The sequence below is a fragment of the Methylorubrum rhodesianum genome (assembly GCF_014199985.1).
Taxonomy (GTDB): Bacteria; Pseudomonadota; Alphaproteobacteria; order Rhizobiales; family Beijerinckiaceae; genus Methylobacterium; species Methylobacterium rhodesianum.
On sequence record NZ_JACHOS010000013.1, the window covers coordinates 14,538 to 40,115 of the forward strand.

The 25,578-nt window shown below is 69.4% G+C and carries 25 protein-coding genes; 19 read left to right on the forward strand and 6 right to left on the reverse strand.

All coding sequences use genetic code 11. From position 1 onward, the window contains the following. Nucleotides 1-130: 130 nt before the first annotated feature. From pstS to phoB, 6 genes are all read left to right on the forward strand, one after another. Nucleotides 131-1,171 (forward strand): phosphate ABC transporter substrate-binding protein PstS, encoded by a 1,041-nt coding sequence (gene pstS, locus HNR01_RS18705; protein WP_183669046.1) that lies wholly within the window; start codon nucleotides 131-133, stop codon nucleotides 1,169-1,171. 109 nt (nucleotides 1,172-1,280) lie between these two features. After that, on the forward strand, nucleotides 1,281-2,255 hold the full coding sequence (gene pstC, locus HNR01_RS18710) for a phosphate ABC transporter permease subunit PstC (RefSeq protein ID WP_017483370.1): 975 nt from the start codon (nucleotides 1,281-1,283) through the stop codon (nucleotides 2,253-2,255). A gap of 56 nt (nucleotides 2,256-2,311) precedes the next feature. Next, complete coding sequence (gene pstA, locus HNR01_RS18715) at nucleotides 2,312-3,205, forward strand: phosphate ABC transporter permease PstA (RefSeq protein WP_096487498.1); 894 nt, start codon at nucleotides 2,312-2,314, stop codon at nucleotides 3,203-3,205. Between the two features lie 36 nt (nucleotides 3,206-3,241). After that, the gene (gene pstB / locus HNR01_RS18720) at nucleotides 3,242-4,057 is read left to right on the forward strand and encodes a phosphate ABC transporter ATP-binding protein PstB (protein ID WP_017483368.1); all 816 of its coding nucleotides are present in this window, start codon (nucleotides 3,242-3,244) and stop codon (nucleotides 4,055-4,057) included. A 132-nt stretch (nucleotides 4,058-4,189) separates the two neighbouring features. Beyond that, nucleotides 4,190-4,903, forward strand: coding sequence for a phosphate signaling complex protein PhoU (gene phoU / locus HNR01_RS18725; protein ID WP_017483367.1), 714 nt, complete (start codon nucleotides 4,190-4,192; stop codon nucleotides 4,901-4,903). Nucleotides 4,904-5,000: 97 nt separating this feature from the next. Further along, the gene (gene phoB, locus HNR01_RS18730; protein ID WP_017483366.1) at nucleotides 5,001-5,705 is read left to right on the forward strand and encodes a phosphate regulon transcriptional regulator PhoB; all 705 of its coding nucleotides are present in this window, start codon (nucleotides 5,001-5,003) and stop codon (nucleotides 5,703-5,705) included. A gap of 280 nt (nucleotides 5,706-5,985) precedes the next feature. Here phoB and HNR01_RS18735 read toward each other — a convergent pair whose 3' ends face one another. Further along, entirely contained in the window at nucleotides 5,986-6,528 is a 543-nt protein-coding gene (locus HNR01_RS18735) for a GcrA family cell cycle regulator (RefSeq protein WP_183669048.1), read from the reverse strand. A gap of 527 nt (nucleotides 6,529-7,055) precedes the next feature. On the opposite strand from HNR01_RS18735, the gene HNR01_RS18740 reads away from it, so the two are divergent. From HNR01_RS18740 to HNR01_RS18750, 3 genes are all read left to right on the forward strand, one after another. Next, nucleotides 7,056-7,922, forward strand: coding sequence for a cell envelope integrity EipB family protein (locus HNR01_RS18740; RefSeq protein WP_183669050.1), 867 nt, complete (start codon nucleotides 7,056-7,058; stop codon nucleotides 7,920-7,922). A gap of 111 nt (nucleotides 7,923-8,033) precedes the next feature. Continuing rightward, nucleotides 8,034-8,804 (forward strand): potassium channel family protein, encoded by a 771-nt coding sequence (locus tag HNR01_RS18745; RefSeq protein ID WP_183669052.1) that lies wholly within the window; start codon nucleotides 8,034-8,036, stop codon nucleotides 8,802-8,804. A 117-nt stretch (nucleotides 8,805-8,921) separates the two neighbouring features. After that, nucleotides 8,922-9,449: a DUF421 domain-containing protein gene (locus HNR01_RS18750; protein ID WP_183669054.1), complete on the forward strand. Its 528-nt coding sequence runs from the start codon at nucleotides 8,922-8,924 to the stop codon at nucleotides 9,447-9,449. A gap of 55 nt (nucleotides 9,450-9,504) precedes the next feature. Here HNR01_RS18750 and HNR01_RS18755 read toward each other — a convergent pair whose 3' ends face one another. Next, the gene (locus HNR01_RS18755; protein WP_183669056.1) at nucleotides 9,505-10,782 is read right to left on the reverse strand and encodes a DNA polymerase IV; all 1,278 of its coding nucleotides are present in this window, start codon (nucleotides 10,780-10,782) and stop codon (nucleotides 9,505-9,507) included. Between the two features lie 54 nt (nucleotides 10,783-10,836). On the opposite strand from HNR01_RS18755, the gene HNR01_RS18760 reads away from it, so the two are divergent. Both HNR01_RS18760 and HNR01_RS18765 read left to right on the forward strand, forming a co-directional pair. Then, nucleotides 10,837-11,658, forward strand: coding sequence for a cobalt-precorrin-6A reductase (locus tag HNR01_RS18760; RefSeq protein ID WP_183669058.1), 822 nt, complete (start codon nucleotides 10,837-10,839; stop codon nucleotides 11,656-11,658). A 71-nt stretch (nucleotides 11,659-11,729) separates the two neighbouring features. Further along, the gene (locus tag HNR01_RS18765) at nucleotides 11,730-13,187 is read left to right on the forward strand and encodes a cobyric acid synthase (protein ID WP_183669060.1); all 1,458 of its coding nucleotides are present in this window, start codon (nucleotides 11,730-11,732) and stop codon (nucleotides 13,185-13,187) included. A 26-nt stretch (nucleotides 13,188-13,213) separates the two neighbouring features. Here the strand turns inward: HNR01_RS18765 and HNR01_RS18770 are convergent, their stop codons facing one another. Then, nucleotides 13,214-14,317, reverse strand: coding sequence for a DUF3616 domain-containing protein (locus tag HNR01_RS18770; protein WP_183669062.1), 1,104 nt, complete (start codon nucleotides 14,315-14,317; stop codon nucleotides 13,214-13,216). A 74-nt stretch (nucleotides 14,318-14,391) separates the two neighbouring features. Next, entirely contained in the window at nucleotides 14,392-15,390 is a 999-nt protein-coding gene (gene cbiB, locus HNR01_RS18775; protein ID WP_183669064.1) for an adenosylcobinamide-phosphate synthase CbiB, read from the reverse strand. Between the two features lie 26 nt (nucleotides 15,391-15,416). On the opposite strand from cbiB, the gene cobD reads away from it, so the two are divergent. Beyond that, on the forward strand, nucleotides 15,417-16,409 hold the full coding sequence (gene cobD / locus HNR01_RS18780) for a threonine-phosphate decarboxylase CobD (protein WP_183669066.1): 993 nt from the start codon (nucleotides 15,417-15,419) through the stop codon (nucleotides 16,407-16,409). Here cobD and HNR01_RS18785 read toward each other — a convergent pair. Continuing rightward, nucleotides 16,402-17,586, reverse strand: coding sequence for an MFS transporter (locus HNR01_RS18785; RefSeq protein ID WP_183669068.1), 1,185 nt, complete (start codon nucleotides 17,584-17,586; stop codon nucleotides 16,402-16,404). The genes cobD and HNR01_RS18785 overlap by 8 nt on opposite strands. Before the next feature lie 328 nt (nucleotides 17,587-17,914). Between HNR01_RS18785 and HNR01_RS18790 the strand changes: the two genes are divergently transcribed. The 3 genes from HNR01_RS18790 to HNR01_RS18800 all read left to right on the forward strand — a co-directional run bounded on the left by HNR01_RS18790 (nucleotide 17,915) and on the right by HNR01_RS18800 (nucleotide 20,209). Next, nucleotides 17,915-18,118 (forward strand): hypothetical protein, encoded by a 204-nt coding sequence (locus tag HNR01_RS18790; protein ID WP_017483354.1) that lies wholly within the window; start codon nucleotides 17,915-17,917, stop codon nucleotides 18,116-18,118. A 188-nt stretch (nucleotides 18,119-18,306) separates the two neighbouring features. Next, nucleotides 18,307-19,716, forward strand: coding sequence for a malonyl-CoA decarboxylase (locus HNR01_RS18795; RefSeq protein ID WP_183669070.1), 1,410 nt, complete (start codon nucleotides 18,307-18,309; stop codon nucleotides 19,714-19,716). A gap of 136 nt (nucleotides 19,717-19,852) precedes the next feature. After that, the gene (locus HNR01_RS18800; RefSeq protein ID WP_153873227.1) at nucleotides 19,853-20,209 is read left to right on the forward strand and encodes a CsbD family protein; all 357 of its coding nucleotides are present in this window, start codon (nucleotides 19,853-19,855) and stop codon (nucleotides 20,207-20,209) included. Nucleotides 20,210-20,257: 48 nt separating this feature from the next. Here HNR01_RS18800 and HNR01_RS18805 read toward each other — a convergent pair whose 3' ends face one another. Continuing rightward, nucleotides 20,258-21,043 (reverse strand): 3-hydroxybutyrate dehydrogenase, encoded by a 786-nt coding sequence (locus tag HNR01_RS18805; RefSeq protein WP_017483351.1) that lies wholly within the window; start codon nucleotides 21,041-21,043, stop codon nucleotides 20,258-20,260. Nucleotides 21,044-21,258: 215 nt separating this feature from the next. On the opposite strand from HNR01_RS18805, the gene HNR01_RS18810 reads away from it, so the two are divergent. From HNR01_RS18810 to ppk2, 4 genes are all read left to right on the forward strand, one after another. Further along, entirely contained in the window at nucleotides 21,259-22,212 is a 954-nt protein-coding gene (locus HNR01_RS18810) for an acetyl-CoA carboxylase carboxyltransferase subunit alpha (protein WP_183669221.1), read from the forward strand. Beyond that, nucleotides 22,209-22,934, forward strand: coding sequence for a DUF1796 family putative cysteine peptidase (locus HNR01_RS18815; RefSeq protein WP_183669072.1), 726 nt, complete (start codon nucleotides 22,209-22,211; stop codon nucleotides 22,932-22,934). The genes HNR01_RS18810 and HNR01_RS18815 overlap by 4 nt, the downstream gene beginning before the upstream one ends. Nucleotides 22,935-23,082: 148 nt before the next feature. Beyond that, nucleotides 23,083-24,477, forward strand: a complete 1,395-nt coding sequence (locus HNR01_RS18820; protein ID WP_183669073.1) for a L,D-transpeptidase family protein — start codon at nucleotides 23,083-23,085, stop codon at nucleotides 24,475-24,477. Nucleotides 24,478-24,634: 157 nt separating this feature from the next. After that, nucleotides 24,635-25,525: a polyphosphate kinase 2 gene (gene ppk2 / locus HNR01_RS18825; protein WP_183669074.1), complete on the forward strand. Its 891-nt coding sequence runs from the start codon at nucleotides 24,635-24,637 to the stop codon at nucleotides 25,523-25,525. Nucleotides 25,526-25,578 lie beyond the last annotated feature (53 nt).

Here is a 25,578-nt window from a genome sequence, read left to right on the forward strand (position 1 = left end):
ATGTCACCGTCATGTGGGCGTCATAGAGGCGGCGCGTCGGCGCACTAGATGGCAGCAGTGTCGCAGCGAGATCGGTCCCAATATCCAGGATCGGTCCCGACAATGCGCCCGACACCCTACGGAGATGCTTGTGAAACCTTTCGCTTACGCCTTGGCGGTCGGCCTCGCTGCCGCTCAGCTCGCGACCTCGGCCGTGGCCGCCGACATCACCGGCGCCGGTGCCACCTTCCCCTTCCCGGTCTACTCGAAGTGGGCCGAAGCCTACCGCAAGGAGACCGGCACCGGTCTCAACTATCAGTCGATCGGCTCGGGCGGCGGCATCAAGCAGATCCAGGCCAAGACCGTTGACTTCGGCGCCACCGACGCGCCCCTCAAGCCGGCCCAGCTCGAGAAGGACGGCCTCATCCAGTTCCCCACCGTGATGGGCGGCGTGGTTCCGGTCGTCAACATCGCCGGCCTCGAGCCGGGCAAGCTCAAGCTGACGGGCGAGATCATCGCCGAGATCTACGCCGGCAAGATCCTGAAGTGGTCCGATCCGAAGATCGCCAAGCTCAATGACGGTCTGAAGCTGCCCGAGGCGAACATCACCCCGGTCTACCGTTCGGACGCCTCCGGCACGACCAACATCTTCACCACCTATCTCTCCTCGGTCTCCGATCCTTGGAAGAAGGAGTTCGGCGCCGCCACGACCGTGAGCTGGCCGGTGGGTCAGGGCGGAAAGGGCAACGAGGGCGTCACCGCCACCGTCAAGCAGGTTCCGAATTCCATCGGCTACGTCGAGTCGGCCTATGCCAAGCAGAACAAGCTTGCCTACGCCCTGATCGAGAACAAGGCCGGCAAGTTCCCGCAGCCCGACGACAAGGCCTTCCAGGCCGCCGCCGCCAGCGCCGACTGGAAGTCGACCCCCGGTTTCGGGATCGCCCTGACCAACCAGGCCGGTGACGACGCGTGGCCGATCACCGCCGCCACCTTCATCCTGGTCTACAAGGAGCCTGCGGACGCGGCCAAGGCCGCCGACGTGCTGAAGTTCTTCGACTGGGCCTACAAGAATGGCGACAAGCTCGCGACCGAGCTCGATTACGTGCCGCTCCCCGACAACGTCGTCGGCCTGATCCACGACGAGTGGAAGGCCGTGAAGAAGGACGGCAAGCCCGTCTTCGCCGGTAACTGAGTGTCGAGAAGAGCCCTCTCCCGCTCGGGAGGGGGCTCTTCCTGAAGTGATCCGCTCGCCTCGCGCGCGACGGCGCGCTACACGCTCCCCAGCCGAAGAGCCTCCGCGGATGACCGCCTTGACCCAGACCCTCGCCGTCGACCGCCAGACCGCGGTGGCCCGTATCGCTCCGAGCAAGGGCGCCGACCGTCTCTTCCAGGGGGCCGCCTACGCCTCCGCCCTGCTCGTGCTCTTCGTGCTGGCCGGTATCCTCGGTTCGATCATCTACGGAGCGTGGCCGGCCTTCTCGGAATTCGGCTTCGGCTTCCTCACCTCCAGCGCCTGGAACATCGGCACCGAGCAGTTCGGCGCCCTGCCCGCCGTCATCGGCACGGTCGCGGCCGCGATGCTGGCGCTGATCATCGGCGTGCCGATCTCGCTCGGCATCGCGGTCTACCTCACGCAGCTCTGCCCGGGCTGGGCGCGCAAGCCGGTCGCCATGACCATCGAGCTGCTCGCCTCGGTGCCCAGCATCATCTACGGCATGTGGGGTCTGTTCGTCTTCGCCCCGCTCTTCGCCCGCTTCGTGCAGGTGCCGGTCTCGAACCTCGTCGAGGGCATGCCGATCCTCGGCACGATCCTCTACGCCCGCATCCCCTCGGGCGTCGGCGTGCTCACCGCCGGCATCATCCTCGCCATCATGATCGTGCCCTTCGTGGCCTCGATCACCCGCGACATGCTCGACCAGATCCCGACCGTGCTGCGCGAGAGCGCCTACGGCATCGGCTGCACCACCTGGGAGGTCGTGCGCCACGTGCTCGTGCCGCAGGCCTCGGTGTCGATCATCGGCGCGATCATGCTCGGCCTCGGCCGGGCGCTCGGCGAGACCATGGCGGTCACCTTCGTGATCGGCAACGCCAACCGCCTCTCCGCCTCGATCTTCGATCCGGGCTCGACCATCGCCTCGCGCATCGCCAACGAGTTCAATGAGGCGGACGGGCTCCAGCTCTCTTCGCTGATGGCGCTCGGCTGCCTGCTCTTCATCATCACCTTCTTCGTGCTGATCATCGCCCGCCTGCTGGTGCGGCGCGCCAAGGTCGCCTGAGCCGAGCGGCCCGAGCGACACCGTACGAGACTGCCCGAGCCCGAGGGACGCCGAACATGGACGCCAGCAACCCGATCGCGACGGCCGGACGCGCGCCGACGGCCAGCCGCGTGCGCCCCGGCCGGCGGATCGCCGACCGCGTGCTGATCCTTGCCAGCACGATCGCCACTCTGCTCGGCATCGTCGTCCTGGGCTCGATCCTGCTCATGCTGATCGTCGAGGGCGTGAAGGGCTTCTCGCCCTCCCTGTTCACGGCGCCGACGCCGGGCCCGGGATCCGAGGGCGGCGGCATCGCCAACGCCATCCTCGGCAGCCTCGTGATGACGTTCCTCGGCATCCTCATCGCCACCCCGATCGGGCTGATGGCCGGCACCTTCCTGGCCGAGTACGGCCGGACCTCGAAGCTCGCCGACATCATCCGCTTCCTCAACGACGTGCTGCTTTCGGCGCCGTCGATCCTGATCGGCCTCTTCGTCTACACGCTGATGGTCCGGCCGATGGGCACCTATTCCGGCTGGGCCGGCGCGGTGGCGCTCGCCATCATCGCCACCCCCGTCATCGTGCGCACCACCGAGGACATGCTGCGCCTCGTCCCCGGGCCGATGCGCGAGGCCGGAGCGGCGCTCGGCGCGCCCCGCTCCCTCGTCATCCGCGCGGTGACCTGGCGCGCGGCGAGCGCGGGCATCGTCACCGGTATCATCCTGGCGCTCGCCCGCATCGCCGGCGAGACCGCGCCGCTCCTGTTCACGGCGCTCAACAACAACAGCTGGTTCAATGCGAACCTGCTCGGCGGCGTGCCGAACCTGCCGGTGATGATCTATCAGTTCGCCCTCTCGCCCTATCCGAACTGGCAGAGCCTCGCTTGGTCCGGCGCGCTTCTCATCACCGTCACCATCCTCGCCCTGTCGGTGGTGGCCCGCTTCGTGATCAAGGACCAGCGGCCGCGCTGAGCCGCTGGGACAGACCTCCTACCGACGAGAGATCCGATGAGCGCCTCCCCCGCGATCCGAAGCCAGTTCGAGGGCCGCAGCCCGGCCGACGTCAAGGCGCCCGTGCGCATCGCCGTCAAGGACCTCAACTTCTACTACGGCAGCTTCCACGGCCTGAAGGACATCAACCTCGATTTCCGCGACCGGCAGGTCACGGCGCTGATCGGGCCGTCCGGCTGCGGGAAGTCGACGCTGCTGCGCACCTTCAACCGCATCTACAGCCTCTATCCGGAGCAGCGCGCCGAGGGCGAGATCCTCCTCGACGGGCAGAATGTCCTCGACTCCAAGGTCGACCTCAACGAGCTGCGCTCGCGGGTCGGCATGGTGTTCCAGAAGCCGACGCCCTTCCCGATGTCGATCTACGACAACGTCGCCTTCGGCCTGCGGCTCTACGAGAAGCTGCCCAAGTCCGAGCTGGACGGGCGCGTTGAGGAATCCCTGCGCAAGGCGGCGCTCTGGGATGAGGTGAAGGACAAGATGAAACAGCCGGGCACCGGCTTGTCCGGCGGTCAGCAGCAGCGCCTGTGCATCGCCCGCACCGTGGCGCAGCGCCCCGAGGTGATCCTGTTCGACGAGCCGACCTCGGCTCTCGATCCGATCTCGACCGGACGGATCGAGGAGCTGATCGAGCAGCTGCGTGCCGACTTCACCATCGTCATCGTGACCCACAACATGCAGCAGGCCGCGCGCATCTCGCAGTTCACGGCGTTCATGTATCTCGGCGAGCTGATCGAGTTCGACGCCACCACGAAGATCTTCATGAATCCGGCCAAGCGGCAGACCCAGGACTACATCACCGGCCGCTTCGGTTAAGCCCGGTCGCGACTGCGCAGCCGTCGCGACCCACTCCGCCTCCTCGTTTCGACGCTTCCTCCGAGGCCGGACCGGTATCCGCCTCGACCCGGGAGCGCTCTCGTCCGACTGCCTGATCGGGAAATTCGCGACATGGCCGAGCACATCGTCTCCTCCTACGACACCGACCTCGAGAACCTGCGCCGCTCGATCGCCGAGATGGGCGGCGTGGCCGAGAAGATGATGACCGATGCCACCGAGGCGCTGGTGCGTCGGGACACGACCCTGGCCCAGGCGGTCATCGTCGCCGACAAGCGCCTCGACACGCTCCAGCGCGAGATCGAGGAGCGCTCCGTTCTCCTCATCGCCCGGCGCCAACCCCTCGCCATCGACCTGCGCGAGACGATCTCCGGCATCCGCGTCTCGGGTGACCTCGAGCGGATCGGCGATCTCGCCAAGAACATCGCCAAGCGCGTCGTGGCCATCAGCGATCAGGCGCAGCCGCAGAAGATCGTGCTCGGCGTCCAGCACATGAGCGACCTCGTGCAGGAACAGCTCAAGGACGTGCTCGACGCCTATGCCAGCCGCGACGTCACTGCCGCCCACGAAGTGTGGGAGCGCGACAGCGCCATCGACGCGCTCTACAACTCGCTGTTCCGCGAACTCCTGACCTACATGATGGAGGATCCGCGCAACATCTCGTTCTGTACGCACCTTCTGTTCTGCGCCAAGAACGTGGAGCGCATCGGCGACCACACCACCAACGTCGCCGAGACGATCGAGTATCTCGTTACCGGTGAGACGCCGGCCGGCGAGCGGCCCAAGAACGACGCTTCGAACTACGCGACAGTGACGCCCGGCGCCTGACGCCGGGCGACGCTCGGGACGCGAGAGGCGTCCAACAGGCGCTTCCGGCCGATCTCCCGAAGGACTCGGCCGGGCGCGACGGATGGAAAGACGGACGATGACGAGCGCGCGCATCCTGATCGTCGAGGACGAGGAATCGCTGACGACGCTGCTGCGCTACAACCTCGAAGCGGAAGGCTTCGCGGTCGATGTCGCCATCCGCGGCGACGAGGCGGATCTGCGTCTGCACGAAATGACGCCCGATCTCGTCCTGCTCGACTGGATGGTGCCGGGTCTCTCGGGCATCGAGCTGTGCCGCCGCATCCGAGCGCGGCGCGAGACCGAGCGGCTGCCCGTGATCATGCTGACTGCCCGGGGCGAAGAAGCCGACCGCGTCCGGGGTCTCTCCACGGGGGCCGACGACTACGTCGTCAAGCCGTTCTCGGTGCCGGAACTGCTCGCGCGCGTGCGCGCCCTGCTGCGCCGTGCCAAGCCCGCCCACGTCGCCGACATGCTGGTGGCCGGCGATATCGAGCTCGACCGCGTCAGCCACCGCATCCGCCGCCAGGGCCGCGAGATCCATCTCGGGCCCACCGAATTCAAGCTGCTCGAGTACCTGATGCAGAGCCCCGGTCGGGTCTTCTCGCGGGAGCAGCTGCTCGACGGCGTGTGGGGTCACGACGTCTATATCGACGAGCGCACCGTCGACGTCCATGTCGGCCGCCTGCGCAAGGCGATCAACCGCCCGCGCCAGAGCGACCCGATCCGCACCGTCCGCGGCTCCGGCTACTCGTTCGACGAGATGTTCGCGGGCGCGGAGTGAGACCGATCATCTCGTAGGCGCATGACGCGAGCCCGTCGCGCGCGATCGGCTGACGGCACCCGAGTTCTTCGTGCCGACGGTTCGCGCGAAGCCCTCCAGGGCTGCGCATGGTCCGGAAATGTCCCGCCGTGGATCGCCTTGCGGGCGCTCGCGATGACGGAGCGGCGCGAGAGCCGAGGCGATCAGCCGAAGGCAGCTTCAGCCGTCGTCGCGTCCGATTTCGGCGGCGCGATCGGAACATCGCGCCGCGTCACGAAGATCGTGTTGAGTCCGGAAGACCTCAGCGGAAGCCGGCGACGCGGCGGTCGCGCTTGCGCTCGGCCGCCGGCTGATAGGCGACCTGCGCGTGCTGGGTGCAGTAGGGTAGGCCCGTGATCGAGCGTGCCCCGCAGAAGCGGAATTCCGGAGAGGTGGGGTCGCCCATCGGCCAGCGGCACATGGAGTCGCGCAGGTCCATGATGGTGACCCGCTCGGAAACGGCGAGCGCCACCGGCTCCGGGGCCGGCGACGGCCGCAGCGGAAAGTTCGGTGCGGGGCGGTGCGCCACGATCGCGGGCGGCTCCGGCAGCGTCGGCTCCTCGACGACCAACGTCTCCACCTCGACCTCGGCGGGCAGGTCATCCTTGCGACGTCCCTGAGCCGCGGCCGGGCCGATCGGCTTGACGCGGCCGGCGAGGCCGAGGCGGTGGACCTTGCCGATGACGGCGTTGCGAGAGACGCCACCGATCTGGAGGGCGATCTGGCTGGCGCTCAAGCCATCGTCCCACAAGCGACGAAGCAGCTCGACGCGCTCATCCGTCCAGCTCGGGACCGCTTCCGTCATTGCCCCCTCCACGTCGAAACGTCCTCATGTACGCAAAACCGACCGACCGCGCGGCACCGCAGCCGCGCGGAGCGACAGCAACCCTCGCCAGGACCCGCAATCCGGCCCTGCACATGTCGGTTAACAGACGCCAAAGCTTCGGATGGCGACGCTGTGGAGACTACAGGACAGCTCGGCCGCGGAGCAAGGGTCGGCGCGTTTCACAGGCCGGTTTCCACCGGCAATCCGCGTTCGCGGCCGCGGGCTCGGAGCCGTCACGGCGGGATGTCCACGATCCTTGCCGGGGTCCCTTAACGAACTGGATAAAATTGTTCTTTTTCGCTTTGAGCGGTCGCTCGCGGCCCGTTGCCGTAGGCCGTTCGACGGGTCGCAAAGGCCGGGACAGCGCCTCTGCCCCGCTTTGAACGCTCCGCGAAAAAGATTGTCCAAAGAGGCGCAATGACTATGTGACGGGCGGGCTCCGCCGGCCGGGCGCCTGTGGACAACCGACCTGAAGCAGGTCTTCGAAACGGATCTTTGGAGATCGCATGCGACTGCGCCTCGCGCCGGCCCTGTTCCTTCTCGCCGCGCTGCCCGGCTCTGCTCTGGCGGCCGGGCCGGCCGCACCGGTACCGGACGAGACCGCGATCCGGCTCACCAATCACCGGGCAGTCTACGATCTGTCGCTCGCTCGCTCGACGGGTACGCGGGCGGTGGAGGGCGTGCGCGGGCGCATCGTCATCGATTTTTCGGGCGACGCCTGCCGCGGCTACACCATGCAGACGCGTCAGGTGACGATGCTCAATTCCGGCGAGTCCGGCGATCGCACCTCGGACCTGCGCAGCACGACCTTCGAGAACGGCGATGGCAAGAGCTTCCGCTTCCGCACCACGACCATCCTCAACAATGCGCCGTCGCCGGCGGTGGACGGGACGGCCGAGGCGGGCGACGCGCTGAAGGTGAAGCTGAAGGAGCCCAAGCGCGACCAGTTCCAGGCCGAGGGGACGGTGCTGTTCCCGATCCACCATATGATCCGGCTGATCGAAGCGGCCAAAGCGGGCCAGACCACTGTCCCGGCCAAGGTCTTCGACGGCTCGGACGACGGGCGCAAGGTCTACGACACGCTGGCCATCATCGGCCGTCCGAACGCGGCGCCCGCCGCCGACACCGAGCGCGACAAGCCTCTGCGCGAGGGCGACCATGCCGGCATGCGGCGCTGGCCGGTGACCCTGAGCTACTTCACCCCCGGCGAGGGCGAGCGGACACCGATCTACACCCTCACCTTCGACCTCTACGAGGATGGCGTCAGCGGGCGGCTCCACCTCGATTACGGAGACTTTGCCATCGACGGCAACATGAGCCGCCTCGACCTCGCCAAGCTGGATCCGAAGTCCGAGGGCGCCTGCCGGAAGTAGCGGTCTGCCAGGGGGCGCACCCCTCCCCCGCAGAAGCGGCGTCCGCCGTGGATCGAGCCGGTCGCGTGCAACGTTCATGCTCCCGGATGGCGGACGGGCGCTCTGTGGCAGATGGCGGGCGTGAGGCAGAGGCTGCGGGAACTCTACGACGGGAGCAGCGACCGCGCGCACCGCTTCCGCTACGGGCTGCTCGCCTTCGACCTGTCCACCCTCGTCTTCATCATCGTCTCCTCCTTCCTGCCGCGTCAGCCGCTGGTCGAGGGGATCGACGTCCTCATCGGTGTCGCTGTCGCGGCCGATTTTCTCTCGCGGCTGGCCATCTGCCCGCGGCCGGTCCGGGAGTTCCTGCGGCCGACGACTTGGGCGGATGTGGCGGCGATCGCCTCCTTCCTGGCCCCGATCGTCGGCGAGGGCGCCGGCTTCCTGCGCATCATGCGCACGCTCCGGCTTCTGCGGACCTACCAGCTGCTCGACCGCCTGAGAGCGGACTTTCGGTTCTTCCGCCGCAACGAGGAGGTGATCATCGCGGTGGTGAACCTCGCGGTGTTCATCTTCATCATGACGAGCATCGTCTACGCGACGCAGCACAGCTCGAACCCGAACATCGGCAACTACGTCGATGCACTGTACTTCACCGTCACCTCGCTCACGACGACGGGCTACGGCGACGTCACCCTTCAGGGCACGGCCGGGCGCCTGATCTCCGTCGTGGTGATGATCTGCGGCGTCACGCTGTTCCTGCGCCTCGCCCAGGTGCTGTTCCGGCCCTACAAGGTGCGCTTCCCCTGCCCGGCCTGCGGCCTGCAGCGGCACGAGGCGGACGCGGTGCACTGCAAGGCCTGCGGCACCCTGCTCAACATTCCCGACGAGGGCTCGGACTGAGCCGCATCGGCCCCGGTCCGGGACGCGTTCCTCGTCGGATGACGGCCGCGTCCCATGGACCCGACGGCGCGATGGGCGAAGGGTCGTCCCGGGCGGCTGAGCGAGGCGGAGGACCGGATGCCCGATTGGCGAGCGCTGTTCGTGCCGGAGCACTCCCTGGTGGAGATCGCCCTGCACGGCAGCGTCATGTACCTCGTCCTCTTCCTCATCATGCGCTTCGTCATGCAGCGTCAGGCGGGTGCCGTGAGCCTGGCCGACCTGCTGGTCATCGTCCTGATCGCCGACGTGTCGCAGAACGCCTTCTCGAACGAGTACAAGTCGCTGACCGAAGGGGTCCTGCTGGTGCTCACGATCGTCGGTTGGAACTACGCCATCGATTGGCTCGCCTTCCGCTCTCCGGCCTTCGAGCGCTTCATCACACCGAAGCGGCTGCCGCTCGTCGTCGATGGCCGCCTCTGCTGGCGGAACATGCGCCGCGAGATGATCACCCATTCCGAGCTGATGACGCAGCTTCGCCTGCAGGGGATCGACGACCCGGCGCTCGTGCGGCTCGCCTCGCTGGAGGGGGACGGCAGCATCAGCGTCATCCGCCGCGACGGCGAGGAGACCGGTGCCGAACCGCAGGATCGCCGAAAGCTGCCCTGAGGCGATGCGCCGTTTCGGGTGAGCCGCGCGACGCAGCACCCGGACACGGGTTCCTTCAGGTCCGCCGTCGCTCCGGTTCGCCGGTGAAGACGAGGCCGCGCTGGATCGCGGCGCTGCCGAACTTGTCCCGCAGCCGGTCGAGGGCCGCCTCCCGGCGGGCGACGCGCTCGATGCCCTGGTCGGCGAGGTCGCCGCGGTCGGCATGGATCGCCCCGCACAGGTCGCCGCCGCCGATGCCGATCAGCCGGAAGGCGGTGCCGTCGCAGGCCGCCCGCAGCATCGGCTCGCCCTCGTGGAACAGCCGGTCGGCGAGCTGCGTCGGCTTCAAGCCGCCGCGGGTCCGCGTGCGCAGCCGGAAACGGGCATCCTTCAGCTTCAGCGTGACGCTGCCGGCGGCGAGCTCCGCCCGCTTCAGCCGCGCCGAGACCTTCTCGCACAATCGCCACAGGATCGGCCGCAGATCCTCGAACCGGGCGAGATCGGTGGCGAAGGTCGTCTCGGCCGACACGCTCTTGGCTTCCCGGGTCGGGCGCACCGGCCGCCGGTCACGGCCCGCGGCGAGATCGGCGAGACGTGACGCGTCACGGCCGAGGGAGGCTTGGAGCCGCACCGGATCGGCACGCGCGATATCGCCGACGCGATGGATGTTGAGCGCGGCCAGCCGGTTGCGGGTGCTGTCGCCGATGCCGGGCAGGATGCCGACCGGCTTGTCGGCGAGAAAGGCGGCGGCCTCCTCGCCGGCGATGATCGAGAAGCCGCGGGGCTTGTCGAGGTCGGAGGCGATCTTGGCCAGGAACTTGTTGGCGGACAATCCCACCGAGACGGTGATGCCCACCTCCGCCTCGACCCGCGCCGCGAAGCGGGCGAGCGTCAGGGCCGGGCTCGTGCCGTGCAGGCGCTCGGTGCCGGAGAGGTCGAGGAACGCCTCGTCGATCGAGACGGGTTCGACCAGCGGCGTCAGCGCCAGCATCATCGCCCGCACTTCGCGCCCGACGCGGGCGTATTTCTCCATGTCGGGCCGCAGCACGGTGGCGTCGGGGCAGCGCTTGAGCGCCTCGAACATCGGCATGGCCGAGCGCACGCCGGAGATCCGCGCGAGGTAGCAGGCGGTCGAGACGACACCGCGCCGGCCACCGCCGATGATGAGCGGCTTGTCCCGAAGCGACGGGTCGTCCCGCTTCTCGATCGCCGCGTAGAAGGCGTCGCAATCGACATGGGCGATGCTGAGGACATCGCGGGCCGGATGGGCGAGAAGCCGCGGCGAGCCGCAGCCGCGACAGCGCAGGGCGCCCTCGGCTTGCATCGTCAGGCAATCGCGGCAGAAGGGTCTCACGTCGAAAACCTTGCCCGGCCTTCCGGGCTTTCGCGGGCGAGACAGGTTGTACGAATGTCCGGGGCCGCCGACCAGGGTTCTCCCGCTCTCTATCCCGCGTCGAATCCCGATCATCGGGCGAGGCGGGTCCTCGTGCTCGGCGGGACGACCGAGGCCAGCGCGCTCGTCGCCCGCCTCGCCCGCGCAACGGACTTCGCGGTGACCCTGTCGCTGGCCGGCCGTACCGCCGCCCCTCGGCCCGAGCCGGTGCCGATGCGCGTCGGCGGGTTCGGCGGCGTCGAGGGCTTGGCGCGGTGGGTCGCCGAGAACGGCATCGAGGCGGTGATCGACGCGACCCATCCCTTCGCCGCGCGGATCTCGGCCAATGCGGCCGCGGCGTGCGGGGCCGGCGGCGTGCCGCTGCTCGCCGTGCGCCGTCCGGCCTGGAAGCGGCTGCCCGGTGACGACTGGAGCGAGGTTCGAGACGTCGCCGCTTGTGTCGCGGCCCTCGGGCCCGCGCCGAGACGGGTGTTTCTCACCATCGGCCGGCAGGAAGTGTCCGTCTTCGCCCACGCCCCGCATCACGCCTACATCGTGCGCAGCATCGAGCCGGTCGGCGACGCGTTGCCGGTGCCGAACCTCGTGGCGGTCAGCGCCCGCGGCCCCTTCACCCTCGAGGACGAGATTCGCTTCATGCGCGAGGCGGCGGTCGAGGTCCTGGTGACGAAGAATTCCGGCGGCGCGGCCACCTATCCGAAGATCGAGGCCGCGCGCCGGCTCGGGCTGCCGGTGGTGATCGTTGCCCGCCCCGCCCTGCCGGAGGTGCCCGCTGTCCCCGACGCCGCCGGTGCGCTGAACTGGCTCGAGACCAAGCTCGCTCGACGCGACCGCGTATAGATCCGGCTCGACGCGGCCCGGCGCCGGTGCCATGGCAGAGCCATGTCCGCGCCTGAAACGAGGAACCGCCCATGACCCGCGCCCTGATGATCCAGGGGACCGGGTCCGATGTCGGCAAGTCGCTGCTGGTGGCGGGTCTTGCCCGTGCCTTCACTCGGCGCGGCCTGACGATACGTCCGTTCAAGCCGCAGAACATGTCGAACAACGCCGCCGTCACCGCCGATGGCGGTGAGATCGGCCGCGCCCAGGCGCTGCAGGCTCGGGCCGCGCGGGTGGCGCCGTCGGTGCACATGAACCCGGTGCTGCTCAAGCCCCAGAGCGAGGTCGGCGCGCAGGTGGTGGTGCAGGGGCGCATGATCGGCACCGCCAAGGCGCGCGAGTTTCAGGCATGGAAGCCGCGCCTGATGGCATCGGTGCTCGACAGCTTCGAGCGGCTGCGCAGGGAGGCCGACATCGTGCTCGTGGAGGGCGCGGGCTCGGCCGCCGAAGTGAACCTGCGGAGCGGCGACATCGCGAATATGGGTTTTGCGCGAGCGACCGACACGCCGGTGGTGCTCGTCGGCGATATCGACCGGGGCGGCGTCATCGCCAGCCTCGTCGGCACCCAGGCCGTGCTGGAGCCAGAGGACGCGGCGATGATCCGCGGCTTCATCGTCAACCGGTTCCGCGGCGACCCGACCCTGTTCTCCGACGGCATGGCCCTGATCGCCGAGCGAACCGGCTGGTCTCCGTTCGGTCTCGTGCCGTTCTTCCCCGACGCAGCCCGCCTGCCGCCGGAGGACGCGGTGGCGCTCGAGGCCGTGCGGGCGCCCCGCGATGGCGCCGGACCGCTGATCGCGGTCCTTCGATTTCCCCACATCGCCAATTTCGATGACCTCGACCCGCTGCGGCAGGAGCCCGGCGTCGGCGTCGTCTTCGTTCCCCCCGGCACGCCGGTCCCGGCGGAGGCCGATCTCATCGTGCTGCCGGGCTCGAAGACCACGATCGACGACCTCGACTGTCTGCGCGCGCAGGGATGGGACATCGACATCCGCGCGCATCTCCGCCGCGGGAGGCGGGTGCTGGGGCTCTGCGGCGGCTACCAGATGCTCGGACGCACGATTGCCGACCCGCAGGGCATCGAGGGCGCGCCGCGCGCTCTGCCGGGCCTCGGACTGCTCGATGTCGAGACGGTGATGACGGACGCGAAGCGTCTCGTCGCCGTCACCGGCACGACGCTCGCGGATGGCGAGCCGTTCTCGGGCTACGAGATGCATGTCGGCGATACGAGCGGACCGGACACCGCCCGGCCGCTATTGCGCTTCTCCGATGGCCGGGCCGACGGGGCGGTCTCGCGCGACGGGCTGGTGGCCGGCACCTATGTCCACGGCCTGTTCGCCGACGACCGCCAGCGCGCCGCCTGGCTCACCCGGCTCGGCGCCGCGCCGGGCGACACGCGCTACGAGGCCGGCATCGACGAGGTGCTCGACCGGTTCGCCGACCATCTCGAGGCCCATCTCGACTGCGACGGGCTGCTGCGCCTGCGCTGAACGCCGCGCCTCAGACGGATTGTGTGTCACTCCTCGGGCATCAGCTTGGCCGGCACCTTGTAGGCACGCGGCCCGCCGTTGCGGAGGCTGTCGAAGAGGACGAGCACGCGGTTCGGCCCGATCACCGTCACCGCCTCGGGCTTGCCGGCGCGCTCGGCATCGTCGAGCTCGTCCAACTCCCCGAGAGGCTGCGGGTCGCCGCCCTTGCCGGGATCGAACAGGAAGAGCTTGTAGGCGACCTTCGGCTGCTCTTGGGCCGGCCCGGTGAGCACGATCAGGCGCCCGTCGTCGAGGGCGGCGAGGTCGCGGATCCCGGCATCCTTGCCGACCTTGATCGGGATCGTGCGCCGTTTTCCCTGGTAGGGGCCGTGCCCGTCGGCGAACAGGGCATCGACGTCGGCCTCGACGAGGAAGGCGTCCCCTTCGATCGTGGGCGCGCGCAGTCCGGCATAGAGCCGGTCCTTCACCACCGCGATCCCCTCGATATTGAGGCCGTTCGCCTCGCTCAGGCTCTCGAGGAAGGACGCGCCCACGCGGTCCGCCCCCGCCAGGACCTCGCCGAGGCGATAGGTGGTCTCGACGGCGGCCTCCGGCCTCTCGTCGTCCTCCACATCCGGCTTGCCCTCGTCATCGACGCGGATGCGCGCGAGGATCATCGCCGAGGTGTTGAGTGTGTCCTTCCTGCGGCCGCAGCCATGCGAGCCGACGACGTAGAAGTACGGCCTGGCGTAGGCGACGCCCTCGCCGTCGAACTCCTTGAATTTGGCGGGGCTCTTGTCCGGGCATTGCTTGCCGGCGAACACCGTTCCACGCGTCGCAGGGTCCGGTGCCTTGCCGATCAGGTCGATCGACTTCTTGGGCTCGATGCTGCGGTCGTCGATCGTCAGGAATTGAGCCTTGCGCCCCTCGTCGTTCACGACGAGGCAGCGCCGCTTGCCCGAGGCGCGCAGGATGCAGGCGATGCCGCTGACGTCATAGGCCGCTGCGTCGTCCTTCTTGCCCGATCCGCGCAAGTCTTCCTTGAAGCTATAGGGTTTGCCCTCGGGTTCCAGGATCGTGTCCTTGGCGCTCGCCGCGGTCAGGCCAGATCCAAGGAAGAGGGCAAGACAGATGCAACTGACGGGGCGCATGGCCGCAATCTCCTGTTCAGTTCGAGCAATTGGAACTCGATCTTCGGAGGTATCCGGTCAGCGGCCGGCGCTCTTCAGAAAGCGTAGAGCCAGATGCCGGCTCCGGCAAAGACCAGGGTGAATTGCAGCGCGCAGGCCGTCCGGTAGAGTTTCAGCGCCCGCACGATGTCGTCGGGGCCGGCCTCCGCCCGCCCGTCGCCCATCCAGGCATCCTCGACGCGGGTGGCGCCGTAGATGCGCGGACCGGCGAGCCGCAGGCCCAACGCCCCCGCCATCGCCGCCTCGGGCCAGCCGGCATTGGGCGAGCGGTGGCGGCCGGCGTCGCGGCGGATCGCCCGCCACGCGCCCGCCGCGGACACGTCCCGGCTCAGGGCAGCGGACACGACCAGCAGCAGGGCCGTCAGCCGCGAGGCCGGCAGGTTGACGAGGTCATCGAGGCGGGCGGAGGCCCAGCCGAACGCCTCGTGGCGCGGGGTGCGGTGGCCGATCATGCTGTCGGCGGTGTTGATCGCCTTGTAGAGTGCGCCGCCGGTGAGGCCACCGGCGCCGATCCAGAAGGCCGGCGCGACGATGCCGTCGGAAAAATTCTCGGCAAGGCTCTCGATCGCAGCGCGGCACACCGCCGCCTCGTCGAGACTGTCGGGATTGCGCCCGACGATCATCGAGACGGCCGCGCGACCGCCGGGAAGCCCCTCCGCCCGTAGGGCGGCGGAGACGCGCCGGACATGAACGAACAGGCTGCGCTGCGCCGGCAGGCTCGCGGCGAGCAAGGCCAGCAGCACCATGCCGAAGCCGTGGCCGGCGAGTGCGGCGAGCGCGGTCAGGGTGAGAGAGAAAGCGGCCGTGACCGTCAGCAGAAGCGCGAGCGCCAGGATGCCGCCGAGCCGGCGCGCGGCGGCGCCGCCCCGGTTCAGCCCGCGCTCCAGCGCGGCGATCAGCCGGCCGATCCAGGTGACAGGGTGGCCGAGCGCCCTGTAGAGGCGGTCGGGATAGCCCGCCAAGGCCTCGAGCAGCAGGGCCAGCGCCAGGACGCCGAGGGTGTCGGGCGGGTGGGTCAGGGCGATCCAGGGCATCGTTGGCAGGGTCGGTGCAGGGCGGGATGGACGGACGCGAGGTGCTGGAGGACGGTTCGACGGACGCCATCGCGCATGGCGGCGATCTCGACGCGGCCCGGAAACTGTTTCCGGCCGCACCCGAGCCGTGGCTCGACCTCTCGACCGGCATCAACCCGGTGCCCTATCCGCTGCCGCCCTTTGAAGCCAGTGTCCTTCACCGCTTGCCCTCCCCCGGCGACCTCGCGCGGCTCAAGGCCGCGGCGGCGGCGGCCTACGGCGCGGCAGGGCCGGACCATATCGTCGCCGCGCCCGGCACGCAGATCCTGATCGAGACCCTGCCGCGCTTGCGGCCGCCCTGCCGGGTCGCGGTGGTCGGGCCGACCTATGCCGAGCACGCCGCCGCCTGGACCCGGTCCGGCCATGCGGTGCGGATGGTGGATGATCCGGCGGAAGCCGGGAACGCCGAGGTTCTGGTCGCGGTGAGCCCCAACAATCCCGACGGGCGCGTGTTCTCGACCACCGCGCTGGGGTGCGCCGGTGCCGGCCTCGTCGTGCTCGATCAAGCCTTCGCCGACCTGGAGCCGGTGGAGGCGGTCTCGCCGCGGCCCGGCCTTGTGGTCCTGCGCTCCTTCGGCAAGACCTACGGACTCGCCGGAATCCGGCTCGGTTTCGCGCTGGCCGAGCCGGCGCTGGCGCGGCGCATTGAAACTGCGCTGGGTCCCTGGGCGGTCTCGGGTCCGGCGATCGTGGCGGGCCTCGCTGCGCTGCCGGATGCGGCGTGGCGCCGGGAGGCTGCCGCGGCGCGGGCGCAGGACGCGGCCCGCCTCGACCGGATGATCGGGCGGGCCGGTGGGCGCCTCGTCGGCGGCACCGCCCTGTTCCGCACCGCGGAGTTCTCTGACGGTCCCGGCCTGTTCCGAGCGCTGGGCGAGGCCGGGATCTATGTTCGGCGCTTCGCCGAATCGCCCTCCCGACTGCGCTTCGGCCTGCCCCCCGACAAGGCGGCGTGGTGCCGCCTCTCGCGGGTGCTCAAGTAGGCCGGGGCCGGCCGCCGAGCCAGGACACGGCCAGCGCGGCGAGCGCGAAGGCACCGCCGACGGCGCACACGCCGGGCCAGCCGGCGAGGAGGAAGGCCCGCGAGCCGAGGAAGGCACCGGCCGCCCCGCCGATGAAGACCGCGGTGAACAGCACGGTGTTCACTCGACCGCGCGCGCCCGGCGCGAGGGCGTAGGCGCGGGTCTGATTGGCGATCAGCGCGCCGTTGATGCCGATGTCGAGGAGCAGCACGCCCGCGGCGATGGCGACGAGCGACACCTGTCCGGCCAGAGCGAGCACGACGAAGGCCGCCGCGACGAACGCGCTTCCGGCGATGACCACGGGCCGGGCGCCGCGCCGGTCGCTGTAGCGGCCGGAATACGGGGCGATCAATGCTCCGGCGACGCCGATGACGCCGAACAGCCCCGCGCCCGCCGCCGTGAGATCGAAGGGCGGTGCCTCGACGAGGAGCGCCAGCGTCGCCCAGAAGGCGTTGAAGCTGGCAAACAGCAGCGCCTGCGACAGGCTGGCGTTGCGCAGGACCGGCTGGCTGCGCACCAGATGCAGCAGCGAGAGCATCAGCGCGCGGTAGCGCAGGCGCCGCGTCGGCGCGCTGCGCGGCAGGGTGCGCAGCGCCACCCCCGCCATCGCCAGCGCGAGGCCGGCCGCGGCGAAGAACACGGCGCGCCAGCCGAAATGCGCGCCGACGAAACCGCTCGCGGTACGGGCGAGCAGGATTCCGGAGAGCAGACCCGTCATCACGCCGCCGACGATCCGCCCCCGGCTCGCATCGGGGGCGAGTTCGGCGGCGAAGGGCACCGCCTGCTGCGCGGCGCAGGCGAGCACGCCGGTGACGAGGCTCGCCGCCGCGAGAACGGCGAGGTTCGGGCTCAGCGCGGCGGCGACCAGCGCCACCGCCAAGCCGAGCAACTGCCACACGATGAGGTCGCGCCGCGGCAGCGCGTCGCCCAGGGGCACGAGGAACAGGATGCCGAGCCCGTATCCGACGAGGCTGGCGGTCGGCACGAGCAGGGCCGCCCGATCACCGAACTCCGCGACGAGGACCGCGAGAAGCGGCTGATTGTAGTAGATGTTGGCGACCGCGCCGCCCGCGATCAGCGTCAGCCCGAGTCGGGTCGTCGGCGGGATGGCGCGTCCATCCCTCGTGTCGCCGTTCATCGCTGCGGCGCCGGGAGCGCGGGGAAACGGGCCGGCGGGGCGCCGAGGGAGGGAGCAGGCTGCATGGACCGCCCCATACGGCAGGCTTGAACCGGAAGGCCAGCCCCTGCCGGGAAAGGGCCCCTGCGATTGCCGCGCGGCAGAGTGTCCGTTTCCGTTCAGACGCCTGATGGTAGCATCCCTTCGGTGCCACACCCATATGATGGTTTGCACGGAAAAAGGCACAGCCTTTGCAGCGGCTTGGCCGGGCCGGCGGTTGCGGATGGAAGCGCGATAGCGCACATCTTCTCCAAGCGCCTGGCAGCCGCTTCAACACAAGGAGTCGTGTATGCCGAACTACCGCGTCCACTTCGCGAAGCAGATCCTCGGAGTTCCCTTCACGGTCGGTTTCGTGGAGATCGCCCGCGCCCGCGATCCGGAGCGCGCCCTGAGGGCGGCGGAGATCCGTTTCGCCCGCGCACGTGGCGTGACGGATTGGCGCGAGCGGGCCGACACGGTGGATCTCGCGCCGCATGCGGAGGCGGATCTCTGAGCGGCATCGATCGGCCGGCTGAAGCAGCTTTTTTTTGGTGAAACCCGGCTGGCGGGCATACGCGGGCGGAATCGAAACGGGATTGTCATACCGCGCATGTCTGGCGCCGACACGGCCGAGGCCCTAGGTTCCGGCAACAGCCGAGCCTGCCACGGGTCGGCTCGACAGATCCAAGGGCTTGTTCGGTCATGGCGGCGATCTCGTTCCTCGGTGATCTCATCCAGACCATCAGCGATCGGGGCCGCGATCTCATCGGCTTGGCCCGCACCGACTTGGCTCGGACGGCGAGTCCGGCCGACCTCGCGCGGCTGTGCGAGGATCTGATCTCCCGCCGGGGCGAGGCATCCGGAGTGGCGCTCGCCCGCCTGATCCTCGATCGCTACGCGGCCTTCCCCATCGACGAACGGCTCGCCTTCCTCGAACTGGTCGCGACGGAGTTCGGCGCCGACCACGATGCGGTCGATGCGGCGATCGCCGCCTACCGGGCCGAGCCGACCCGGGCGCGCCTCGGCCTGCTGCACGAGGCCGCCGAGCCCCGCTCGCAGGAACTGATCCGCCGGCTCAACCTCGCCCGTGGCGGGACCCTGGCGCTCGTGCGCATGCGCGAGGACCTGTTCGCCCTGCGCAAGCGCCTGAAGGATCGCGGCGCGGCCCCGGACACGATCGACGCCGCGGTGAGCCTCGACAGCGATTTCGAGCACCTCTTCGCGTCGTGGTTCAACCGGGGCTTCCTGGTGCTGCGGCCGATCGATTGGTCGACGCCGGCCCACATCCTCGAGAAGATCATCCGCTACGAGGCGGTCCACGAAATCGCCGATTGGGACGAACTGCGCCGCCGCATCGAGCCGACGGATCGGCGCTGCTACGCCTTCTTCCACCCGGCCCTGCTCGACGAGCCGCTGATCTTCGTCGAGGTGGCGCTCACCAACGCCATCGCTCCGGCGATCCAGCCGATCCTGGCCGATGGCCGCGAGCCGGTGCTGGCGCGCGCCGCCACGACCGCGATCTTCTACTCGATCTCGAACTGCCAGAAAGGTCTGGCCGGCGTCACCTTCGGCAACTTCCTGATCAAGCAGGTGGTCGAGGATCTGGCCCGCGAAATCCCCTCGCTGAAGACCTTCGTCACGCTCTCGCCGGTGCCCGGATTCCGCACCTGGCTCGACCGCGAGCGCGGCGCCGACGCCCCGCAGGGGCTGACGCGGGAGGATGTGGAGACGCTTCGCCTGCTCGATACCGACGACTGGCGCGGCGACAAGGCGAAGTGCGAGGCCGTGCGGCGCGCCATGCTGCCGGCGGCGGCCGCCTATTTCCTGCGCGCCAAGAACGAGAAGGGCCGCCCGCTCGATCCGGTCGCCCGCTTCCACCTCGGCAACGGCGCCCGGCTGGAGCGGATGAACTTCCTGGGCGACACCTCGAAGAAGGGCATGAAGCAGTCCTACGGACTGATGGTGAACTACCTCTACGATCTCTCGGCGATCGAGAAGAACCACGAGACCTACGTCAATCTCGGCACGGTCGCGACCTCCTCGGCGGTCAGCCGCGAGCTGCGCTCCAACTTGCCGCCGCCACGGGCCGTCGTGCTGGCGGAGGCGGGCTAGCCGGCGCCGCGAACCGCGCCCCGATCACCGCTTTTTCGCTGCGGCGCGGGACCGATCCGGTCCTCGCACGTTCTTCTGACCGACGCCCGCCCGAAACTCCCAAGGTGGCGGGCAAGGGAAGAACAGGAGTTCCGCCATGGTTGATACGGATCGCGTCGTCGGTGCTGCGAAAGATTTCGGCGGCCGGGCGCAGGGTGCGGTGGGCGACGCCCTCGGCTCCGACCGGGACTCGCTGGAGGGCCGCTATCGGGAGGCCGAGGGCCGGGCGCAGCGGATCTACGGTCAGGCCAAGGACGCCGTGCGCGACATCGCCGACGATGTCGGCGGCTATGCCGAGGACGCCTATGACCGCGTCAGCCGCCACGGCGGCACCTATCTGCGCGACGGGCGCGAGCGCGTCGAGACCCAGGTCGGCGAGAACCCGTTCCTCGCCCTGCTGATCGCCGGTGCGGTCGGCTACGGTCTCGCCCTGCTGCTGCATTCCCGCCGCTGAGCCGGGCACAGGAGCGCGGCATCCCTGCCGCGCTCCGCGTCGGCGGCGCTACTGCGCCGTCCAGCCGCCGTCCATAGCGAGGTTGGCGCCGGTGATCTGGCTGGCACCGTCCGAGCACAGGAACACGGCGAGCGCCGCCACCTGGTCGACGGTCACGAATTCCTTGGTCGGCTGCGCCTTGAGCAGCACGTCCTCGATCACCTGCTCCTTGGTCAGCCCACGCGCCTTCATCGTGTCCGGGATCTGGCTCTCGACCAGCGGGGTCCAGACGTAGCCCGGCGAGATGCAGTTGACGGTGATGCCGTGGGTGGCGAGTTCGAGGGCGGCGGTCTTGGTGAGACCGACGATGCCGTGCTTGGCCGCGACATAGGCCGACTTATAGGGCGAGGCGACCATCGAATGCGCCGAGGCCGTGTTGATGACCCGGCCCCACCCCTTCGCCTTCATGTGCGGCACGGCCGCGCGCAGGGTGTGGAAGGCGGAGGAGAGGTTGAGCGCGATGATCTGGTCCCACTTCTCGATCGGAAACTCCTCGATCGGCGAGACGTACTGGATGCCCGCGTTGTTCACGAGGATGTCGATGCTGCCGAACGTCTCGACCGAGAGTTCGATCAGGCCGCCGATCGCATCGGCCCGGGTGAGGTCGGCGGGCGAGTAGGCGGCCTTGACCCCGAACTCGCTCTCGATGCCGCTCCGGGTCCGCTCGATCTCCTCGGGCTTGCCGAAGCCGTTGAGGACCACGTTCGCGCCCTGCCCGGCGAGGCCGCGGGCGATGGCGAGGCCGATGCCGCTCGTCGAGCCGGTGACGACGGCGGCTTTCCCTTTCAGGCTCATGGATTCCCTCCGGTTCGCGGGCCGCGCGGACCCTCTCGCTCTCGGCTTGCCTCATCGGACCGGTGAAGTCGATCTTGCTGCGCCGCACGCCCTGACGCAAAGCGACGGTTGACACCCATGCCCGCTTCCCCGAACACCTCGCGCCAGCCGGCCGCAGGATGCCGGGCGGATGCGCGGCTGCCGAACAAGAGTTGGACCGACGATCGATGGCGGTGATGCGCTCCTATCTCGACTTCGAGAAGCCCGTGGCGGAACTCGAAGCGAAGCTCGAGGAACTCAAGGCCCTGGGCCAACGAGACGGCGCGGTCTCGATCAGCGAGGAGGTCGGGCGGCTCGAAGGCAAGGCGGCCCAGGCTCTCGCCGAGATCTACGCCGCCCTGACCCCCTGGCAGAAGACGCAGGTCGCCCGCCACCCGCAACGCCCTCACTTCGTTGATTACTGCGCCGGGCTGATCGATGAATTCACACCGCTCGCCGGCGACCGCAGCTTCGGCGAGGACGAGGCGATTCTCGGCGGCTTCGGGCGCTTCCGCGGACGCCCCGTCTGCGTGATCGGCCAGGAGAAGGGAGCGACCACCGAGGCGCGCCTGCGGCACAATTTCGGGATGGCCCGTCCGGAGGGCTACCGCAAGGCGGTGCGCCTGATGGAAACGGCCGACCGCTTCGGCCTGCCGGTCCTCGCCTTCGTCGACACCGCCGGCGCCTTCCCCGGCATCGAGGCGGAGGAGCGCGGCCAGGCCGAGGCCATCGCCCGCTCGACGGAGGCCTGCCTCGCCCTCGGCGTGCCGAACGTCGCCGTCGTCATCGGCGAGGGCGGTTCGGGCGGCGCCATCGCCATCGCCACCGCCAACACGGTGCTGATGCTGGAACACGCCATCTACAGCGTGATCTCGCCGGAGGGCGCCGCCTCGATCCTATGGCGCGACCAGGGCCGCGCTCACGACGCGGCCACCGCCATGAAGATCACGGCGCAGGACCTGCTGCGACTGGGCATCATCGACGCGATCGTGCCGGAGGCCACCGGCGGTGCCCACCGCGACCGTCAGATGGCGCTCGACGCGACCGGCGAGGCCATCGCCCGCGCGCTGTCGGAGTTCGAGGGCCTCGGCCGCGACGAGATCCGCGACCGCCGCGCCCAGAAATTCCTCGAGATCGGCCGCAAGCTGTGACGCGGGTCTTCGGCGCGGGCCTGCTCGGCAGCCTGCGCCGCCTCGGCCGGCGCGACGCCCGCGAGCCCGGCCCCGTCAATCACATCTCGCTCGGCAGCCATTGTCACACCGCGCAGATCCTGAAGACCCTCGGGCTGCGGACTTGGTCGGCCCCGTTCGACTGGATCTTCTCGTCGCCGGGCATGGTGCGCGACTGCCTCGCCGACGATTTCTCCGATCTGCTCGACCGGCGCCACTACGAGAGCACACCGCTCGGCGAGCGCCGTGTCCCCGACGAGACCCGGTGCCGCCATCTCCTCTACCGCGAGCGGCACGCGATTCCCTTCGTGTTCAACCACCACGATCCGGCGGCCAGCGACGAGGATTACCGCTTCCTGCAGGCCGGCGTGCGGCGGCTTCGCGCGGCGCTGGACCGGCCCGGCGCCCGCAACCGCTTCTATCTGATGACCGCCCTCCCGACCGACGCGGCGACGGTCCATTCCATCCACGACGCGCTCGCGACGCGGGCGCAGGCGCGCGGCGCGGACAACCACCTCACCATGCTCGAGCTTCACCAGGGTGACGATCGGGCCGCGAGCGTTCTCGAGCAGGCGCCCCATCTCGACTGGCTCAGGGTCGAGGTCCGCTCGTCCTCCGTAGGTGTCCGCTTCGCCGATCCCGCCGATGACGCCTTCGTGAAAGATCTGCTGCGACAGCGCAGGCGGTTTTCAGCGGAACCGTGACCATCCTGCAACGCCTGTCCACAATGTGGATGAGCGCATTGCGGTAAGCTCCGGGTAAGCTTAGCGAGGCTATTGGGTTCGGGGAGTGACGTCCGCAAAAGGGCCGGAAGGTGCCCGGCGGGCAAGGACACGTAAGGACGGGTTCCCCATGGCTGTGCGTCCGTTCGTGGCGGCTGCTGCCGTCGCCCTCGCGATGACCCTCGGTGCCTGCCAGGACAGCGCCATGCTCGGCGGCGCCTCGACCCGCAGCCTCACCCCAATCCCGCCCCAGACGCTCGCGCTCATGCAGACCAAGGGCATGAGCCAATCGGACCCGATCCTGATCCGTGCCTTCAAGAAGGAAGCGGAGATGGAGGTGTGGAAGCGCGGCGCGAACGGCCAGTACGCGCTGCTGAAGACCTTCCCGATCTGCCGCTGGTCGGGTCAGCTCGGCCCCAAGCTGAAGCAGGGTGACCGCCAGGCGCCGGAGGGCTTCTACACGATCACGCCGGGTCAGATGAACCCGAATTCCAGCTACTACCTGTCCTTCGACGTCGGCTACCCGAACGCCGTCGACCGGGCCAAGGGCGGCACCGGCAACTACATCATGGTGCACGGCACCTGCTCGTCGTCGGGCTGCTTTGCCATGACCGACGCCTCGATGGCCGAGATCTACGCCATCGCCCGCGAGGCCTTCAACGGCGGTCAGCGCGCCTTCCAGTTCCAGTCCTACCCGTTCCGGATGACGGCGGCGAACATCGCCAAGTTCCGCAACGACCCGAACGCGCCGTTCTGGAAGAACCTCAAGGAGGGCTCGGACTATTTCGAGACCCTCAAGGAGGAGCCGCGGGTCGCGGCCTGCGGCACCCGATACGTGTTCGGCGGCGCCGACGTAGCGGCGGGCAACTGCACCCCGCGGGTCGATCCGCTGGTGGCCGAGAAGCGCGACCGCGACAGCCACGACGTGGCCGAGCTGATCGCCAAGGGCACGCCCGCGACCCGCGTCGTCTACGACGACGGCGGACAGAACCCGGTCTTCCGTCCGCAGAAGCCCGAAGGGCCGACCTTCGCCAGCCTGATCGAGAACGAGAAGGAGAAGGAGAAGGAACTGGCCTACACCGCGAAGGAGTACGGCCGCTATCACCTCGGCGAGGTCAGCCGGCCGGAAAGCCTCGCACTCGGACCGAACGAGTTCGAGGTCGATGCCAAGGGCAAGCCCGTCCTTGTCGCGGCGGCCTCAGCCGACGCGCCCGGCCCGACCAAGGCCGCGGCCGCCCGCAAGGCGCACGAGAAGCCGACGACGGTGGTGGCGGTGCAGGAGCCGGCCAAGGCGGGTGAGGCCAAGGCGGGCTCCGCCAAATCGAACCGCATCGCGGTCGCCGATGCCGACGGCGATGTGAGCGCCTTCAGCAAGGTGCTCGCCAAGAAGCCGGGCAAGGACGAGAAGCCGGGCAAGGACGAGAAGGCCGCCGAGTCGTCCAAACCGAAACCGGCGTCCAAGGAGACAGCCTCCGCCGCGAAATCCCACGCGGCCGTGACCACGACCGGCTCCGTCCGCAACTGATCGGGCTTGCACCGGATCGGAGCGGAGAGCGGATCAGCGCGGCCGAGCGGCGACTCAACGGACGCGGGGCCCGGAAGTTGCCGGCCGCCTTCGCCGGTCTGTCACACGAGGATGCTCTAACGCGTCGTGCAAGAGCCGACGACCGGACAGGGCCTCCATGCGCGACGACAGCCGCCTCCACGCCCGTGATTTCGAGGCGATCCGTCGCGAACTGGCCGACAGCTACGACGAGGAGCTGGAACTCAGCTTCGACGAGGACCATGATGACGGCGACACGCTGCCCCGCCGCACGTATTTCCGCGAACTGCTCCGGCTCCAGCACGAGCTGGTCCTCCTGCAGGATTGGGTGAAGACCGAGGGCCTGCGGGTCGTCGTGATCTTCGAGGGCCGTGATTCGGCCGGCAAGGGCGGCGTCATCAAGCGCATCACCCAGCGCCTCAATCCCCGCATTTGCCGCGTGGCGGCGCTGCCCGCCCCGAGCGAGCGCGAGCGCACGCAATGGTACTTCCAGCGCTACGTCGCCCACCTCCCGGCCGCGGGCGAGATCCTGCTGTTCGACCGCTCCTGGTACAACCGCGCCGGCGTCGAGCGTGTCATGGGCTTCTGCACCGAGGCCGAGGTCGAGGAGTTCTTCCGCTCCGTGCCGGAATTCGAGCGCATGCTGGTGCGCTCGGGCATCCGCTTGGTGAAGTACTGGTTCTCGATCACCGATGCCGAGCAGGCCCTGCGCTTCCGGATGCGCATCGCCGACCCGCTCAAGCAGTGGAAGCTCTCGCCGATGGACGTCGAATCGCGCCGCCGCTGGGAGGACTACACCCGCGCCAAGGAGGATATGCTGGCGCGCACCCACATCCCGGAGGCGCCCTGGTGGGTGGTCGAGGCGGACAACAAGCGCCGGGCCCGCCTGAACTGCATCAGCCACCTGCTGGAGCAGGTTCCCTACGGCGCCGTCGATCAGCCGCCGGTCGTGCTTCCGGACCGCGTGCGGCACGCCGACTACATCCGGGCGCCGATCGCGCCCTCGATGATCATCCCCTCCCGCTACTGACGTCGCCGTTCGCGCGAGCCCATCGACAAAGCCGCGCGCATCGGGTACAGGCC

Bases quoted from the DNA above. Each gene is read 5' to 3' on its own strand.
- pstC (WP_017483370.1), top strand. From the start codon at position 1,281: ATGACCGCCTTGACCCAGACCCTCGCCGTCGACCGCCAGACCGCGGTG.
- pstA (WP_096487498.1), top strand. From the start codon at position 2,312: ATGGACGCCAGCAACCCGATCGCGACGGCCGGACGCGCGCCGACGGCC.
- pstB (WP_017483368.1), top strand. From the start codon at position 3,242: ATGAGCGCCTCCCCCGCGATCCGAAGCCAGTTCGAGGGCCGCAGCCCG.
- phoU (WP_017483367.1), top strand. From the start codon at position 4,190: ATGGCCGAGCACATCGTCTCCTCCTACGACACCGACCTCGAGAACCTG.
- phoB (WP_017483366.1), top strand. From the start codon at position 5,001: ATGACGAGCGCGCGCATCCTGATCGTCGAGGACGAGGAATCGCTGACG.
- HNR01_RS18735 (WP_183669048.1), bottom strand. From the start codon at position 6,528: ATGACGGAAGCGGTCCCGAGCTGGACGGATGAGCGCGTCGAGCTGCTT.
- HNR01_RS18740 (WP_183669050.1), top strand. From the start codon at position 7,056: ATGCGACTGCGCCTCGCGCCGGCCCTGTTCCTTCTCGCCGCGCTGCCC.
- HNR01_RS18745 (WP_183669052.1), top strand. From the start codon at position 8,034: ATGGCGGGCGTGAGGCAGAGGCTGCGGGAACTCTACGACGGGAGCAGC.
- HNR01_RS18750 (WP_183669054.1), top strand. From the start codon at position 8,922: ATGCCCGATTGGCGAGCGCTGTTCGTGCCGGAGCACTCCCTGGTGGAG.
- HNR01_RS18760 (WP_183669058.1), top strand. From the start codon at position 10,837: ATGTCCGGGGCCGCCGACCAGGGTTCTCCCGCTCTCTATCCCGCGTCG.
- HNR01_RS18765 (WP_183669060.1), top strand. From the start codon at position 11,730: ATGACCCGCGCCCTGATGATCCAGGGGACCGGGTCCGATGTCGGCAAG.
- HNR01_RS18770 (WP_183669062.1), bottom strand. From the start codon at position 14,317: ATGCGCCCCGTCAGTTGCATCTGTCTTGCCCTCTTCCTTGGATCTGGC.
- cbiB (WP_183669064.1), bottom strand. From the start codon at position 15,390: ATGCCCTGGATCGCCCTGACCCACCCGCCCGACACCCTCGGCGTCCTG.
- cobD (WP_183669066.1), top strand. From the start codon at position 15,417: ATGGACGGACGCGAGGTGCTGGAGGACGGTTCGACGGACGCCATCGCG.
- HNR01_RS18785 (WP_183669068.1), bottom strand. From the start codon at position 17,586: ATGAACGGCGACACGAGGGATGGACGCGCCATCCCGCCGACGACCCGA.
- HNR01_RS18790 (WP_017483354.1), top strand. From the start codon at position 17,915: ATGCCGAACTACCGCGTCCACTTCGCGAAGCAGATCCTCGGAGTTCCC.
- HNR01_RS18795 (WP_183669070.1), top strand. From the start codon at position 18,307: ATGGCGGCGATCTCGTTCCTCGGTGATCTCATCCAGACCATCAGCGAT.
- HNR01_RS18800 (WP_153873227.1), top strand. From the start codon at position 19,853: ATGGTTGATACGGATCGCGTCGTCGGTGCTGCGAAAGATTTCGGCGGC.
- HNR01_RS18805 (WP_017483351.1), bottom strand. From the start codon at position 21,043: ATGAGCCTGAAAGGGAAAGCCGCCGTCGTCACCGGCTCGACGAGCGGC.
- HNR01_RS18810 (WP_183669221.1), top strand. From the start codon at position 21,259: ATGCGCTCCTATCTCGACTTCGAGAAGCCCGTGGCGGAACTCGAAGCG.
- HNR01_RS18820 (WP_183669073.1), top strand. From the start codon at position 23,083: ATGGCTGTGCGTCCGTTCGTGGCGGCTGCTGCCGTCGCCCTCGCGATG.
- ppk2 (WP_183669074.1), top strand. From the start codon at position 24,635: ATGCGCGACGACAGCCGCCTCCACGCCCGTGATTTCGAGGCGATCCGT.